The following is a 14,596-nucleotide window of genomic DNA, read 5'->3' as shown; positions in this document are numbered from 1 at the left end:
GCGCAGCCGCGGGCCGCCGCCGATCCGAACCTGCCCGGCCGCAAGACGCGCGCCGGCCTATGATGTCGCGACCCCGCCTGCCGCCCGGCCGCCGGCCGGTCCTCGGGGGCCGCTGAGGAAGCCTCGATGCTCGCATTCACGCTTCGACGCCTCGTGGTGGCGCTTTCGGTGGCCTTCACCGTCTCGGTGATCGCCTTCGCGCTGCTCCATCTCTCGGGCGATCTCGCCATCACCATCGCCGGTCCCGAAGCCTCGCCCGCGCAGGTGGAGGAGGTGCGCCACCAGTACGGCCTCGACCGCCCGCTGCCGGTCCAGTATCTCGACTGGCTCTGGAGCGCCGCGCATCTGGACTTCGGCAATTCCTTCTTCTTCCGCGAGAGCGTCTCGGCGCTGATCTCCGAGCGCATGCCCGTGACCATGCGCCTCGGCGCCATCGCGCTGACGCTGTCGCTCGTCGTCGCCGTGCCGCTCGGCGTGCTGGCCGCGGTCTATCGCGGCACCGTCATCGACCGGCTGGCGCTCGGCTTCTGCGTGCTCGGCCAGGCGATCCCCACCTTCTGCCTCGGCCTCGGCCTCATCATCGTGTTTGCGGTCAACCTGCGCTGGCTTCCGGTGTCCGGCAATGCGACGTGGCAGAGCTACGTCCTGCCCTCGGTCGCGCTCGGCTGGTACGCCATCCCCGCGGTGATGCGCCTGTCGCGCAACGGCATGCTCGAAGTGCTCTCGCAGGACTATATCCGCACCGCCCGCGCCAAGGGCCTGTCGCCCGCCAAGGTGGTGCTGAAGCATGCGCTGCGCAACGCCATCATCCCGGTGGTGGCGCTGGCGGCGGTGCAGTTCGGCTTCATGCTGGGCGGGTCGATCGTCGTGGAGGCGGTGTTCTCCATGCACGGCATCGGCCACCTCGCCTGGGAGGCGATCTCCCGCAACGACTTCCCAGTGGTGCAAGCGGTGGTCCTGATCCTCGCCGGCATCTACATCACCCTCACCTTCCTGGCGGATGTGGTGAACGCCCTTCTCGATCCCCGGATGCGCGTGGCATGAGCGAGCCCCTCCCCTCCGCGCTCGACGCCGCGCGCCTCGACCCGGCCCCGCCGCGCCGCTCGGCGCTGACGAACTTCCTCGCCGGCAGCCTCGGCCATGGCGGGCTGATGGCCGGCGCCATCGTGCTCGCCGTCATCGTCCTCGTCGCGCTGGCCGCGCCGCTGGTGGCGCCGCACGACCCCTATGCCCAGAACCTCGCCCGGCGCCTGATCCCGCCGGTGTGGGATGCGCGCGGCACCTGGGACCATATCCTCGGCACCGACAAGCTCGGCCGCGACTATCTCAGCCGGCTGATCTACGGCGCCCGCATCTCGCTGCTGATCGGCTCGGTGACGGTGCTGATCTCCGGCACCATCGGCACGGTGATCGGGGTGTGCGCCGGCTATTTCGGCGGCCGGGTGGACGCGGCGCTGAGCTATCTCGTCACCACCCGCCTCGCTTTGCCGGTGGTGCTGGTGGCGCTCGCCTCGGCGGCCCTGGTGGGCTCCTCGCTGCACGGCGTCATCCTGGTGCTCGGCCTGCTGCTGTGGGACCGCTTCGCCGTGGTGACGCGCGCCGCGACCCAGCAGATCGCCGGCTCCGACTACATCGCCGCCGCCAAGGCCATCGGCTGCTCGACGCCGCGCATCGTGCTGAGCGAGATCCTGCCCAACATCCTCAACCCGCTCATCGTGGTGGCGACGCTGGAGATGGCCCACGCCATCCTGCTGGAGGCCGCCCTCTCCTTCCTCGGGCTCGGCGTGCAGCCGCCGCTGCCGTCCTGGGGGCTCATGATCTCGGAGGGCAAGCAATACATGTTCTTCAGCCCCTGGGTGATTGCCATTCCCGCGGTCGCTCTGGTGTTCCTGGTGCTGGCCATCAACCTCGTCGGCGACGGGCTGCGCGATGTCACCGCGCCCGAGAACAGGAACTGACGCCATGGCTCTGCTGGAGGTGGAAGACCTCGTCATCGACATTCCCACCGCCATGGGCACGCTCCATGCGGTGAGCGGCGTCTCCTTCGCGCTGGAGCGCGGCGAGACGCTGGCCATCGTCGGCGAGAGCGGGTCGGGCAAGTCGCTCACCTCGCTCGCGCTCATGAACCTCCTGCCCAAGCGCGTGCAGCGCCGGGCGGCGAAGATCGCCTTCGACGGCCAGGACCTGACCGCCATCTCCGCGGGCGGCATGCGCCGGCTGCGGGGCAACCGCATGGCCATGATCTTCCAGGAGCCCATGACCTCGCTGAACCCGGCCTTCACCATCGGCGACCAGCTGACGGAGGCGCTCACCTGCCATCGCCGGACGAGCATGCGGGAGGCGACGGAGCGCGCCGTGTACCTGCTGGAGAAGGTGGGCATCACCGCCGCCGGCCAGCGGCTGCGGCAGTATCCGCACCAGCTTTCCGGCGGCCTGAGGCAGCGGGTGATGATCGCCATGGCGCTCATGTGCGGCCCCGACCTCATCATCGCCGACGAGCCCACCACCGCGCTCGACGTGACCATCCAGGCGCAGATCCTCCACCTCATCGCCGACCTCAAGAAGGAGTTCGGCATGGCGGTGATCCTCATCACCCACGATCTCGGCGTGGTGGCCCGCGTCGCCGACAAGGTGGGGGTGATGTATGCCGGCCGGCTGGTGGAGACCGGCACCTCCCGCGCCGTGTTCAAGCAGCCGCGCCATCCCTATACGCGCGGACTACTGGACTGCATCCCGGTTCCCGGCCGCACCCAGCCCGGCATGCCCCTCGGCGCCATCCGCGGCCAGGTGCCGAACCTGATCGGCCGGCTCGACGGCTGCGCCTTCCGCAACCGCTGCGACTTCGCCGGGCCCGAATGCGCCGCCGACATCCCGCTCATGCGGACCCAGGCGGACCACGAGGTGCGCTGCGTGCGCCTCGACGCGACGGAGGTGGCGGCATGAGCGACATCGTGCTCGAACTGAAGAACGTCACCCGCACGTTCCAGGTCTCCCAGGGCCTGTTCCGCCCCAAGGCGACGCTCACGGCGGTCGCCGGCGTGTCGCTGCAGGTGCGGCGGGGCGAGGTCTATGCGCTGGTGGGCGAGAGCGGGTCGGGCAAGTCCACCCTCGCCAAGATGCTGCTCGGCCTCCTGCCGCCCTCCTCCGGCGAGATCCTGATCGACGGCGCCCCCATCGCGGCGAAGAACCGGGTGGCGGTGGCGCGGCGCATCCAGCCGATCTTCCAGGACCCCTATTCCTCGCTCAACCCGCGCAAGTCCATCGCCCAGCTCATCGCCTTGCCGCTGGTGGTGCACGGCATCGGCAGCGCCGCCGAGCGCCAGAGGAAGGTGGTGGAGATGCTCGACGTGGTCGGCCTGCCGCGCCGCCTGCTGAACGCTTCGCCGAGCCAGCTCTCCGGCGGCCAGCGCCAGCGCGTCGCCATCGCCCGCGCGCTCGTCATGCGCCCCGAGGTGGTGATCTGCGACGAGCCCACCTCGGCGCTCGACGTCTCGGTACAGGCGCAGATCCTCAATCTGCTGCTGGAGCTGAAGCGCGAACTCGGCCTCACCTACTTCTTCATCAGCCACAACCTCGCCGTGGTGGAGCACCTCGCCGACCGGGTGGCGGTGATGTATCTCGGCCGCTTCGTCGAGGAGCGCACCCGCGCCGGCCTGTTCGCGGGGCCGGAGCACCCTTATTCCCGCGCGCTGCTCGAGTCCGTGCTGACGCCGGACCCCGACCTCGGCGTCCCGGACACCCATCTCGGCGCGGTGTTCCCCAATCCGCTCACGCCGGTTCCCGGCTGCCCCTTCAACCCCGCGCTGTCCCGACGCCGTGGACCGCTGCCGCGCCGAGGCGCCGCCGCTGGTCCGCCTCGCCGACGGCTGGGCCACCTGCCACTTCGCCCCCCATGGCGCGGCGCACACCGTCGCCGCCTGACACCGTTCCCCGTTCACTGAAGGCCATCGTCGCACCATGAGTCGCCAAGACGCCCTCGCCCGCGCCGCGGACTATTTCGACCGCGGCGACTTCCGCCGGGACCTCGCCCGCCGCGTCGCCATGCCGACCGAGAGCCAGACCGGCGAGAGCCCCGCCGTTCTCGCCGCCTATTTGACCGAGGAGATGATCCCGACGCTGGAGAAGCTCGGCTTCGCCTGCCGGGTGGTGGAGAATTCCGCCGAGGGCTACGGCCCCTTCCTGATCGCCGAGCGGCATGAGGCGGAAGGCCTGCCCACCGTGCTCACTTACGGCCATGGCGACGTGGTGTTCGGCCAGGACGGCGGCTGGCGCGAGGGTCTCGCGCCCTGGACCCTGGTGCAGGATGGCGACCGCTGGTACGGCCGCGGCACCGCCGACAACAAGGGCCAGCATTCCATCAACATCACCGCCCTGGAGCAGGTGATGGCCGCGCGCGGCGGCCGGCTCGGCTTCAACTGCAAGATGCTGATCGAGATGGGCGAGGAGGCCGGCTCTCCCGGCCTGCGCGACCTGGCGCAGCGCGAGGGCGCGGCGCTCGCCGCCGACCTGCTGATCGGCTCCGACGGGCCGCGCCTCTCGGCCATTCGCCCCACCGTGTTCCTGGGCTCGCGCGGCGCCGTGAACTTCGAGCTGGACGTGAACCTGCGCGAGGGCGGGCATCATTCCGGCAATTGGGGCGGCGCGCTCGCCAATGCCGGCACCCTGCTCGCCAACGCCATCGCGTCCCTGGTGGACGCCAAGGGCCGCATCCTGGTGGACGGGCTGCGCCCGAGGGAGTTGCCTTCCGCCGTGCGCCAGGCGCTCTCCGGCATCTCGCTGGAGCAGGGCATGGGCGATCCCGAGGTCGATCCCGACTGGGGCGAGCCCGGCCTCACGCCCGCCGAACGGGTCTATGGCTGGAACGCGCTGGAGGTGCTGGCCTTCCAGACCGGCGCGCCGGACAAGCCCGCCAATGCGGTTCCGCCCAGCGCCAAGGCGACCCTGCAGCTGCGCTTCGTGGTGGGGACCGATCCGGCGCGCGTGATCCCGCTGGTGGAAGCCCATCTCGCCGCCCGCGGGCTGGGCGCGGTGAAGGTGCGCCCGGCCCGCTCGGCGGTGTTCCAGGCGACCCGTCTCGATCCCACCGACCCTTGGGTGAAGTGGGCGCTGGCCTCGATCCAGAAGACCACCGGCAAGGTGCCGGCGCTGCTGCCCAATCTCGGCGGCTCGCTGCCCAACGACGTGTTCGCGCTGATCCTGGGCATGCCCACCATCTGGGTGCCGCATTCCTACCCGGCCTGCTCGCAGCACGCCCCCAACGAGCATCTGCTCGGCTCGGTCGCGCGCGAGGCGCTCCAGCTCATGGCCGGCCTGTTCTACGATCTCGGCGAAGAGGGCATGGCGATCCTGAAGGCGCGAGCCGCATGAACACGCTGTCCGCCCCGGCGTCCGCCGAAGAGGTCGCCGCCCGCGTCTCGGCCTGGCTCGCGCCGCGCTTCGACGAAATGGAGGCGCTGCTGGCGCGCCTCGTGGACATCGAATCCAACAGCTACGACAAGGCCGGCGTCGACCGTGTGGGCGAGGCCATCGCCGCGGTGCTGGAGGCGGACGGCATCGCCGTCACCCGCATCCCCGACGCCACCTATGGCGACGTGTTCCGCGCCGAGGTGCCGGGCAGCTTCGGCAATGCCCATGCGCTGCTGCTGGGCCACCGCGACACCGTCTTTCCCACCGGGACCGTCCAGTCCCGGCCCTATGCCCGGCGCGGCGATCTCGCCTTCGGTCCGGGCGTGTGCGACATGAAAGCGGGGCTGGTGGCCAACATCTTCGTGCTCAGGGCCATCCAGGCGGCGGGCGGGCTCGCTTTCCCCGTGGTGGCGCTGTTCACCGGCGACGAGGAGATCGGCTCCCCCTCGGGCCGGCGGCAGATCGAGGTGGAGGCGAAGGGCGCCCGCGCGGTCTTCAACACCGAGCCGGGCCGGATCAGCGGCAACGTGGTGACCGGCCGCAAGGGCGGCTGCTCGTTCCACATCGCGGTGAGCGGCCGGGCCGCCCATTCCGGCGTCAACCACAAGGACGGCGCGAGCGCCATCGAGGCGCTGGCGCGCAAGATCGTGAAGCTCCACGCGCTGACCGACTACGACGCCGGCATCACCACCAATGTGGGCGTGGTGCGCGGCGGCATCACCTACAACACGGTGGCGGGGTCGGCGGAGGCGGAATGCGACATGCGTTTCGACACGCTGGCGCAGCGCAGCGCCCTCATCGCCGAGGTCGAGCGCATCGTCGCCCATGAGGAGATTCCCGGCACAGCGGCGACGCTGACGCTGCGCGCCGGCTTCCCGCCGCTGGAGGAAAAGCACGCGGCGGACCTCTTCGCGCTCTATCGCGAGGCCGCGCGCGATGTCGGCTTCGAGGTGGGGGGCGAGCGCACGGGCGGCTGCGCCGATTCCGGCTTCACCGCCTCCCTCGGCGTGCCGACCCTGTGCGGGCTGGGTCCGGTGGGCGGCAAGGCGCATACCGATGCGGAATTCTGCCGCCTCGACACCCTCGTGCCGCGCACCCAGGCGCTCGCCGCCACCCTCTGCCGCCTCGCTTAAATCGGTCTGCCGGCGCCAGCGCGCCGGTCAGATATCCAGCGGACGATTGTCCACCACCTCCTTCATCACGAAGAAGGTGCGGGTCTGGCGCACGCCCGGCAGCGCGATCAGCCGGCTGCCGTGCAGGCGGTTGAAATCGGCCATGTCGCCGACCCTGATCTTCAGGAAATAGTCGAAATCGCCCGCCACCAGGTGGCAGTCGAGGACGAAGCTCAGCTCCGCCACCGCTGCCTCGAAGGCGGCGAAGCTCTCCGGCGTCGAGCGGTCGAGCACCACCCCCACCATCACCAGCGCGCCGCGACCCACCTTCTGCGGCGCGACCATGCCGCGAAAGCCGGTGATGTATCCCGCCTTCACCAGCGCCTGGGTGCGGCGGTGGCATGTGGCCGGGCTGATCGCCACCTGTTCGGCCAGCTCGGCATTGGTCAGCCGGCCGTTCTGCTGCAAGAGGCGCACGATCTTGAGGTCGATCGGCGCGAGTGATTCAGGAATGAGAGATTCTTTCATTTTTTGATCATTTTGCGAACGATCCAACTATGATTGTCGCGTTTTATGTTTGATATGCAATTGATTTCAGGCTGTTATTAGAGAGCACCTTCACGCGTTTTCTGTCAAGCATTTCGGCATCCAACCCATGAGGCTGCCCATGCTCGACGCCTTTGAACGCTATCCGCTCACCTTCGGCCCGACCCCCATCGAGAAGCTCGACCGCCTCACCGCCCATCTCGGCGGCGAGGTGCAGATCTATGCCAAGCGCGAAGACTGCAATTCCGGCCTCGCCTTCGGCGGCAACAAGCTGCGCAAGCTCGAATACATCGTGCCTGACGCCATCAAGTCCGGCGCCGACACGCTGGTCTCCATCGGCGGCGTGCAGTCCAACCACACCCGCATGATCGCGGCGGTGGCGGCCAAGATCGGCTTCAAGTGCCGCCTGGTTCAGGAGGCCTGGGTGCCGCACGAGGACACGATCTATGACCGCGTCGGCAACATCATGCTATCGCGCATCCTCGGCGCCGACGTGCGCCTGGTGGAGGACGGCTTCGACATCGGCATCCGCAAGAGCTGGGAAGACGCCATCGCCGACGTGGAAGCCAGCGGCGGCAAGCCCTATCCGATCCCCGGCCGCGCCTCGGTGCATCCCTATGGCGGCCTCGGCTATGTGGGCTTCGCCGAGGAGGTGCGCGCGCAGGAGAAGGAGCTGGGCTTCGCCTTCGACTACATCATCGTCTGCACCGTCACCGGCTCGACCCATGCCGGCATGACGGTGGGCTTCGCCAAGGACGGCCGCGCCCAGAAGGTGATCGGCATCGACGCGTCCGGCACGCCGGCCCAGACCAAGGCCCAGGTGTTGGAGATCGCCCGGCGCACAGCCGAGCTCGTGAAGCTCTGCCGCGAGATCACGCCCGACGACGTGGTGCTGGTGGAGGACTACGCCTATCCTTATTACGGCGTGCCCTCCGACGAGACCAAGGACGCGATCCGCCTCGCCGCCCGCCTGGAAGGCATGATCACGGACCCGGTCTACGAGGGCAAGTCCATGCAGGGCATGATCGACCTCGTGAAGAAGGGCTTCTTCCCGGCCGGCGCGAAGGTGCTCTACGCCCATCTTGGCGGCGCGCCAGCGCTGAACGGCTACGGCTACGCCTTCCGGAACGGCTGAACCCGCTCCGGCGCTCCCGCTCCCGGCTGGCCGGGGGCGGGACGACGTCAGCCGTCGGTGCCGATCAGCGTACGGATGCGCGCGCCGACGGCTTCCAGGGAATTGTTGCGCTTCAGCAGCGCATAGCCGGCCTGCGCCTTGGGCCCCACGGAAGCCGGATCGTCGTAGATCGCCCTCAGGATCGCGGCCGCATGCTCGATGTCGGGCTCGGCCCAATGGCTGCTGCCGCCACCGGGATAGTCCTCCGCACGCACCGCAACGTCGCGATAGCGCACCGGATAGCCGGTCTGCGGCGTCACGAAATCCCGCGTTCCGCCGAAGTCGGTGGCGACCACCGCCTTGCCGAGCGCCAGCGCCTCCGCGCAGCCGAGGCTGAAGCCTTCGGACCGATGCAGCGACATGAAGACGTCGCAGCTCTCCGTCAGGGCATCCAGCTCGCCGCGGGAAATGGTCCGGTCGACGAGCCGGACCCGGCGATCCTGAGCGGCAAGCCGAGCGATGGCGTCGCGCCCATCGGACGGTCCCCTGCCCCGCGCTTTGACCACCAGTTCCACGTCCTCGGTCCCGGCGGGAAAGGCGGCGCAGAAGGCCGCGATGGCGGCATGCGGGTTCTTCCGGATCACATAGGAATCGTAGTCGAACATGGTGAGCACCCGCAGCGGGCCCCGCGATGGCGGCGGCGGCGGTGGCGGGGCGGGCGGCAGAAGGACCGGCTGGGGCACCAGATGCACCGGCCGGCTCTGCACCGACATCAGCATGTCCCGCACGAACGCGGTCGGCGACCAATAGGAATCGAAGCCGTCGAACATCCCCCGCCAGGCCTGCGGGACCGAGGGCAGCTCCCAATAGGTGTAGTGGACATTTTCCTGCCCCCGGCAGGCACGGGCGGCGAAGGCCGGGATCTCCATCGCGCTCGACACGGTGAGCGCAAGCGCGTGCCCGCCATGGTCGGCGATGCGCTCGGCGAGCACGCTCTCCGCCTGCCGACCGGCCAGCGGAAGGTTGACGAGATTGGTCGGGATGCCCGCCGCATCGAGTGCGCCGGCCAGCAGCCGGGCCGCCTCGCCGAGGCCGATCTCGGACAGCAGGTAGCCGAACAGATCCACCCCACGGGGGCGGTCCCTGCCTCCAGCGCGCAGCCAGCACGGCTTCGGAATGGCACTCGGACAATTGGCGCGGTTGCAGCGCAGCGCCCAGATTCCGCGATTGAGGCTTCGATTGGACGCTGCCGCACGCCGGACGACGGCAGCCTGCGGCTCACTTTCGTTCGAAAACACCGCCATGTTCCCCGCCGCACCCGCAGCCATCCCTACCGGACTATGCGGCCTTCGGCCAGATGTGCAACCGGTATCGGGCGCCTCCCTTGCCTCTCCTCGCCGCATGCGGAGCCTCATCGCGGCACGGCAAGACGCGAGCAGCAATGCACCATACTACCGAGCCGGCGCGACTGGACAGGCGGGCAGACTCCCTGTACCCGTCGCAACCAAAAGCTGAGCATTGAAAGGGGTTGTGGTGAGACGTGCGCTGATTACCGGTGTCAGCGGCCAGGACGGTTCTTATCTGGCCAAGTCGCTGCTCGAGAAGGGCTACCATGTGACCGGCGCCATGCGCCGGAGTTCCCATGCGGAGGCCCAGCGCCTTGAGAAACTGGGCATCGCCGGCCACATCGAGCATGTCTATTTCGACCTCGCAGAAGTCAACAATATCACCCGGCTCGTGCGCGACGGCGCATTCGACGAGATCTACAACCTGGCGGCTCAGAGCTTCGTCGGCTCCTCCTGGGACCAGCCGGTCTATGCAGCGGAGGTGAACGGCCTCGCCGTGGTGCGCCTGCTGGACGCGATCCGCACCTACGCGCCCGATGCCCGCTTCTACCAGGCGTCCACGTCGGAGATGTTCGGGCTGGTGCGGACCATCCCGCAGAACGAGGACACGCCCTTCCACCCGCGCTCCCCCTACGGCGTCGCCAAGACCTACGGCCACTACATCACGGTGAACTACCGGGAATCGTTCGGCACCCACGCCTCGTCGGGCATCCTGTTCAATCACGAGAGCCCGCTGCGCGGCACCGAGTTCGTCACCCGCAAGATCAGCCTGGGCCTTGCGCGGTTCGCCCGCGGCGTCGCCGAGCCGCTGGAGCTGGGCAATCTCGACGCCCAGCGCGACTGGGGCTTTGCCGGCGATTATGTGGAAGGCATGTGGCGCATGCTCCAGCAGGAAACGGGGGACGATTACGTGCTCGCCACCGGCGTGACGACCTCGATCCGCGATTTCGTGCGCTATGCCGCCGAGGCCCTGGCGCTCGACCTCGAATGGTCCGGCGAGGCGAAGTCGGAGCAGGCCGTCGACCGCAAGACGGGCAAGGTCGTCGTCCGGATCAATCCCAAGTTCTACCGCCCCGCGGAGGTGAGCCTGCTGCTCGGAGACGCCACCAAGGCGCGCACGACGCTCGGCTGGGCGCCCAAGGTGGATGTCCGCGAACTCGCCGCCATGATGGCCCAGGCCGACTACGACGACTGGCAGGGCTGAGGACGGCGGATTGCCGGTCCGCCTGCCCGCCCCGCACGGCGCAGGCGCCGGCGGGGCTCTGCGCACCGGCTCACGTTGAGACGGCCGTCCCGCCCTTCGGCGGCTGTCGCACCCGCTCGATCTTGCGCGCCTCGGCGCGCAGCAGGCGCGCAACCTGCTCCACACGCTCGGGGGGCAGGCGGCTCTCAATCGCCGCGACGCTCAGCGACCCGGCCAGTCCTCCGTCAAGATTGCGCACCGCGACGCCGATGGCGACCACGCCGGGCGCGCGATTTACGTTGACCGCATAGCCGCGGCCGCGCGCCTCCTCGACCAGGCGCCACAGGTCATCGGCCGGCACGCTGGCGAGGCCGGCGAGGCGCGGGGCGTTGTACGCCATGATGGAGCGCGCCTCCTCCTCCGGCAGCGCCGCGAGCATGGCAAGGCCGCCGGCCCCCACGCCCAGGGGCAAACGCACGCCCACATCGATGGTGAAGGCCTTGATGGGAAAGCTGCCGGCCTGACGCTTGATGCACAGCGCGTCGGAGCCGGCGCGCACGGCGGCGAACACGGTGTCGCCGGTACGCTCGGCGAGGAATTCCACCGCCGGCCCCGCCATCTCGCTCAGCGCCAGCCGCGGCTCGGCCAGCAGCCCCAGCTCATAGATATAGGCGCCGAGATGATAGCGCCGGGTCGCGGCGTCCTGGCCGGCGAGGCCTTCCAGGATCAGACCCTGCAGGATGCGATGGGCGGTCGCGTGGTTCAGGCCTGTCTCGCGCGTGATGTCCACCATGCGCGCGCCGGACTGCGTGCGCTGCGCCAGCGCGCGCAGCACAGCCGCCGCGCGGCGAATGCTCTGCACGCCGGAGGCGTCGCTCCCCTCTCCGCTCATTTCAGCTCCTGACATAAGTTCATATTATGGACTTTCTTACGACCTGAAATCGCCAAATAGTCTCGCAGTTGACACGCTATTCCGCACTTCATAGATTGCTGTCGCTTCAGAAACAATAATTTAGTCCAATATATGGACTATTGCAACAAGCCAGAGAGAAGGAGGATCGCCATGCACCGCCGAAACCTGCTGCTGACGTCGCTCGTCTGCGCCGCAGCCTTCGCCGCCACGCCCGCCGCCGTCCGTGCGGACGCCTATCCGACCAAGCCGATCCGTCTCGTGGTGGCTACGCCGCCGGCGGCTCCACGACGTGATCGCGCGCATCGTCGGCCAGCAGCTGGCGGAGGAACTGGGGCAGCCGGTGGTGGTCGAAAACAAGCCCGGTGCCGGCGCCTCCATCGCCTCCGACTTCGTCGCGAAGTCGGCGCCCGACGGCTACACGCTGTTCATGGGCACGATCGCCAACACCATCAACACGACGCTCTATCGCCGCCTGCCGTTCGATTTCGAGCGCGACTTCGCGCCGATCTCCCTGGTCGCCACCGTGCCGAACGTGCTCGTCGTGAACCCCGGCGTCCCGGCCAAGACGGTTCAGGAATTCATCGCGCTCGCCAAGGCCAAACCGGGCGAAATCTATTTCGCGTCATCGGGCAGCGGCTCGTCGATCCACCTGAGCGGCGAGCTGTTCAACATGGTGGCCGATGTGAAGATGGTTCATGTCCCCTATAAGGGCAGCGCGCCGGCGGTCGTCGACCTGATGGGCGGCCAGGTGCAGGCCATGTTCGACAATCTGTCGTCGTCCCTGCCCCACGTGAAGGCCGGCAAGCTGCGCGCCCTCGCCGTGACCAGCGCCACGCGCTCGCCGGCCGCGCCCGACATCCCCACCATGGCCGAGGCCGGGCTGCCGGACTGCGAGGTGCTGTCCTGGTTCGCGCTGATGGCACCGGCCAAGACGCCGCAGCCGATCATCGACCGCCTGAACGCGGCCACCGTCAAGCTGCTCGGCCAGGAGGACGTGAAGCAGAAGCTCGCCGTCCTCGGCGCCGATCCGGCGCCGAGCACGCCGCAGGCGCTCGGCGCCCTCATCCGTTCGGAGACCGCCAAGTGGGCGAAGGTGGTCGAGAATTCCGGCGCCAAGGTCGACTGACCGCGCGGCCGCCCCGTCTTTCCAAAGGAACTGTTACGATGAACCAGCACGTCGAGCCTCAGACCCGCCCCGGTCCGGAGGTCCTGTCGATCACCGGCGGCGAGGCCATGGCCCGCATGATCCTCGCCTTCGAGGGCGGGGACATGTTCGGCATGGGCGGCTTCCAGCTCCTGCCCTTCTACGACGCCGCCCGCCGCCTCGGCCTCAGGCACCATCTCATCAATGACGAGCGCGCCGGCATCTTCGCCGCCGACGCCTATGCCAAGGTCTCCGGCCGGGTCGGCCTCGTCGACGGGACGCTCGGGCCGGGGGCCACCAACCTCGTCACCGGGTTGATGGAGGCCCTCAATGCCGGCACGCCGATGGTGGTGCTCGTCGGCGACACCCACCGCGCGCACTCCTGGAAGAACATGACCCAGGAATGCCGGCAGGTGGACGTGCTGCGCCCGGTCTGCAAGGAGCTGATCCGGGTCGAGATGGTGAGCCGCATTCCCGAGCTGATGCGGCGCGCCTTCGCCGTCGCGACCACGGGTCGCCCCGGCCCCGTGGTGGTGAACGTGCCAGAGGACGTCTCGCACGCCGTCTACGCGTTTCCTGTCGAGGAGTTCGAGGTCGATCCGATCTACGGCGCGGCGCCGGCCTTGCGCACCCGTCCCGACGCGGCCGGCATCGACCGCGCGGCGCAGATGATCGCCGCGGCGCAGTCGCCGGTGATCCTCGCCGGCGGCGGCGTCCATCTCTCGGGCGCGGCCGCCGACCTCACCGCCTTCGCGCGGCGCTTCAACATTCCCGTGGCGCACACGCTGAGCGGCAAGGGCGCCATCCCCTGCGCCGATCCGCTGAGCGCCGGCCTGTTTGGCCGCTACGACCGGATCGCCAATCCGCTGATCGAAGATTCCGACCTGCTGATCGTGGTGGGCTGCAAGCTCGGCGAGATCGCCACCAAGCGCTACACCATCCCCTCGCCCGGCAAGGCGGTGATCCATCTCGACTGCGTGGCGGAGGAGTTCGACCGCTCGGTGCGCGCCTCGGTCAAGCTCTGGGGCGACGCGCGGCTCGGCATCGCCGACCTCGACGCCGCGCTCGACGCCCAACAGGGGCAGCTCGCCGCGCGCTGGCCGCGCGGCCGGCCGAGATCGCGGCACGCATGGACGCCTGGCGGCAGAAGGTGGCCGAGCGGCTGTACTCGGACGAGACGCCGATCGACATCGCCCCGGCTGCTCACCGAGATCAATGCGGCGCTCCCCGCCGACGGCAATCTGGTGGCGGATGGCGGCTTTGCCGCCCATTGGGGCGGCCTGCTGTTCGATGCGCCGCGCGCCGGGCGGACCTTCATACCGGACCGCGGCTCCGCCTCCATCGGCTACGGGCTGCCCGGCGCCATGGGCGCCGCCCTCGCGGCCCCGCAGGCGCCGGTGTTCGCCCTGACCGGCGACGGCGGCTTCAACATGATGCTGGGCGAACTGGAAACCGCCCGCCGCCTCAAGCTGGACTTCACCGTCATCGTCATCAACAACGCCGCCTCGGGCTATGTGAAGGCGCTGCAGCACCTGATGTACGGCCAGGGCGCCTACCAGTCGTCGGACCTCAGCGAGATCGACTATGCGGCTGTGGCAACGGCGATGAACTGCCGGGGGATCCGTGTGGAGCGGCCGCAGGACCTGGCGGCGGCGTTCAAGGAGGCGCTCGTGCCGTGCGGCGGTCCCACGGTGATCGACGTGGTGGTGACCCGCGACCCCGCGCGCATGCTGCCGGGCGTCGACAGCCGCACGGTGCAGATCAAGCCGGGCGACCGCATCGCCTGAGCCCTGCCCCGGATCGCGGCATCCGCGGTCCGGGCGTTCGCCCCG

13 protein-coding genes are annotated in these 14,596 nt (G+C 69.4%); 10 read left to right on the top strand and 3 right to left on the bottom strand.

Going from position 1 to position 14,596, the window contains the following annotated elements; translation table 11 throughout:
* Window positions 1-126: 126 nt before the first annotated feature.
* From AC2W7M_RS08825 to AC2W7M_RS08800, 6 genes are read left to right on the top strand one after another with little or no spacing between them, the layout of a single operon-like run.
* The gene (locus AC2W7M_RS08825; protein WP_486131743.1) at window positions 127-1,044 is read left to right on the top strand and encodes an ABC transporter permease; all 918 of its coding nucleotides are present in this window, start codon (window positions 127-129) and stop codon (window positions 1,042-1,044) included.
* A complete protein-coding gene (locus tag AC2W7M_RS08820; RefSeq protein ID WP_486131741.1) occupies window positions 1,041-1,958 on the top strand; it encodes an ABC transporter permease in 918 nt (305 codons plus the stop codon). The genes AC2W7M_RS08825 and AC2W7M_RS08820 overlap by 4 nt, the downstream gene beginning before the upstream one ends.
* 4 nt (window positions 1,959-1,962) lie before the next feature.
* Window positions 1,963-2,943: an ABC transporter ATP-binding protein gene (locus tag AC2W7M_RS08815; protein WP_486131739.1), complete on the top strand. Its 981-nt coding sequence runs from the start codon at window positions 1,963-1,965 to the stop codon at window positions 2,941-2,943.
* Window positions 2,940-3,941 carry an ATP-binding cassette domain-containing protein gene (locus AC2W7M_RS08810; RefSeq protein WP_486131737.1) on the top strand — a complete coding sequence of 334 codons (1,002 nt, stop codon included), beginning with the start codon at window positions 2,940-2,942 and terminating at the stop codon, window positions 3,939-3,941. Before AC2W7M_RS08815 ends, AC2W7M_RS08810 begins: the two co-directional genes overlap by 4 nt.
* Window positions 3,942-3,957: 16 nt before the next feature.
* Window positions 3,958-5,367, top strand: a complete 1,410-nt coding sequence (locus AC2W7M_RS08805; RefSeq protein WP_486131735.1) for a M20 family metallopeptidase — start codon at window positions 3,958-3,960, stop codon at window positions 5,365-5,367.
* On the top strand, window positions 5,364-6,539 hold the full coding sequence (locus tag AC2W7M_RS08800) for a M20 family metallopeptidase (RefSeq protein WP_486131733.1): 1,176 nt from the start codon (window positions 5,364-5,366) through the stop codon (window positions 6,537-6,539). The genes AC2W7M_RS08805 and AC2W7M_RS08800 overlap by 4 nt, the downstream gene beginning before the upstream one ends.
* Before the next feature lie 27 nt (window positions 6,540-6,566).
* Here the strand turns inward: AC2W7M_RS08800 and AC2W7M_RS08795 are convergent, their stop codons facing one another.
* Entirely contained in the window at window positions 6,567-7,046 is a 480-nt protein-coding gene (locus AC2W7M_RS08795; protein ID WP_486131732.1) for an Lrp/AsnC family transcriptional regulator, read from the bottom strand.
* 139 nt (window positions 7,047-7,185) lie between these two features.
* Between AC2W7M_RS08795 and AC2W7M_RS08790 the strand changes: the two genes are divergently transcribed.
* Window positions 7,186-8,199, top strand: coding sequence for a 1-aminocyclopropane-1-carboxylate deaminase (locus AC2W7M_RS08790; protein WP_486131731.1), 1,014 nt, complete (start codon window positions 7,186-7,188; stop codon window positions 8,197-8,199).
* Window positions 8,200-8,246: 47 nt separating this feature from the next.
* On the opposite strand, the gene AC2W7M_RS08785 is transcribed toward AC2W7M_RS08790, so the two are convergent.
* A complete protein-coding gene (locus tag AC2W7M_RS08785; protein WP_486131729.1) occupies window positions 8,247-9,305 on the bottom strand; it encodes a glycosyltransferase in 1,059 nt (352 codons plus the stop codon).
* A gap of 403 nt (window positions 9,306-9,708) precedes the next feature.
* Between AC2W7M_RS08785 and gmd the strand changes: the two genes are divergently transcribed.
* On the top strand, window positions 9,709-10,728 hold the full coding sequence (gmd, locus tag AC2W7M_RS08780; RefSeq protein WP_486131727.1) for a GDP-mannose 4,6-dehydratase: 1,020 nt from the start codon (window positions 9,709-9,711) through the stop codon (window positions 10,726-10,728).
* Between the two features lie 70 nt (window positions 10,729-10,798).
* Here the strand turns inward: gmd and AC2W7M_RS08775 are convergent, their stop codons facing one another.
* Complete coding sequence (locus AC2W7M_RS08775) at window positions 10,799-11,599, bottom strand: IclR family transcriptional regulator (RefSeq protein WP_486131725.1); 801 nt, start codon at window positions 11,597-11,599, stop codon at window positions 10,799-10,801.
* 310 nt (window positions 11,600-11,909) lie between these two features.
* On the opposite strand from AC2W7M_RS08775, the gene AC2W7M_RS08770 reads away from it, so the two are divergent.
* Together AC2W7M_RS08770 and AC2W7M_RS08765 are read left to right on the top strand one after the other, a co-directional pair.
* Complete coding sequence (locus AC2W7M_RS08770; RefSeq protein WP_486131723.1) at window positions 11,910-12,746, top strand: tripartite tricarboxylate transporter substrate binding protein; 837 nt, start codon at window positions 11,910-11,912, stop codon at window positions 12,744-12,746.
* A 38-nt stretch (window positions 12,747-12,784) separates the two neighbouring features.
* Window positions 12,785-14,551, top strand: a complete 1,767-nt coding sequence (locus AC2W7M_RS08765) for a thiamine pyrophosphate-binding protein (protein ID WP_486131722.1) — start codon at window positions 12,785-12,787, stop codon at window positions 14,549-14,551.
* Window positions 14,552-14,596: the final 45 nt, after the last annotated feature.

Source organism: Xanthobacter sp. BG11Y11_SDJG (assembly GCF_057364445.1).
The sequence above is the reverse complement of the archived record's forward strand: the minus strand, read 5'-3'. Positions and strand labels throughout refer to the sequence as shown.

Bases quoted from the DNA above. Each gene is read 5' to 3' on its own strand.
- AC2W7M_RS08790 (WP_486131731.1), top strand. From the start codon at position 7,186: ATGCTCGACGCCTTTGAACGCTATCCGCTCACCTTCGGCCCGACCCCC.
- AC2W7M_RS08795 (WP_486131732.1), bottom strand. From the start codon at position 7,046: ATGAAAGAATCTCTCATTCCTGAATCACTCGCGCCGATCGACCTCAAG.
- AC2W7M_RS08815 (WP_486131739.1), top strand. From the start codon at position 1,963: ATGGCTCTGCTGGAGGTGGAAGACCTCGTCATCGACATTCCCACCGCC.
- AC2W7M_RS08825 (WP_486131743.1), top strand. From the start codon at position 127: ATGCTCGCATTCACGCTTCGACGCCTCGTGGTGGCGCTTTCGGTGGCC.
- AC2W7M_RS08820 (WP_486131741.1), top strand. From the start codon at position 1,041: ATGAGCGAGCCCCTCCCCTCCGCGCTCGACGCCGCGCGCCTCGACCCG.
- AC2W7M_RS08800 (WP_486131733.1), top strand. From the start codon at position 5,364: ATGAACACGCTGTCCGCCCCGGCGTCCGCCGAAGAGGTCGCCGCCCGC.
- AC2W7M_RS08810 (WP_486131737.1), top strand. From the start codon at position 2,940: ATGAGCGACATCGTGCTCGAACTGAAGAACGTCACCCGCACGTTCCAG.
- AC2W7M_RS08805 (WP_486131735.1), top strand. From the start codon at position 3,958: ATGAGTCGCCAAGACGCCCTCGCCCGCGCCGCGGACTATTTCGACCGC.
- AC2W7M_RS08765 (WP_486131722.1), top strand. From the start codon at position 12,785: ATGAACCAGCACGTCGAGCCTCAGACCCGCCCCGGTCCGGAGGTCCTG.
- AC2W7M_RS08775 (WP_486131725.1), bottom strand. From the start codon at position 11,599: ATGAGCGGAGAGGGGAGCGACGCCTCCGGCGTGCAGAGCATTCGCCGC.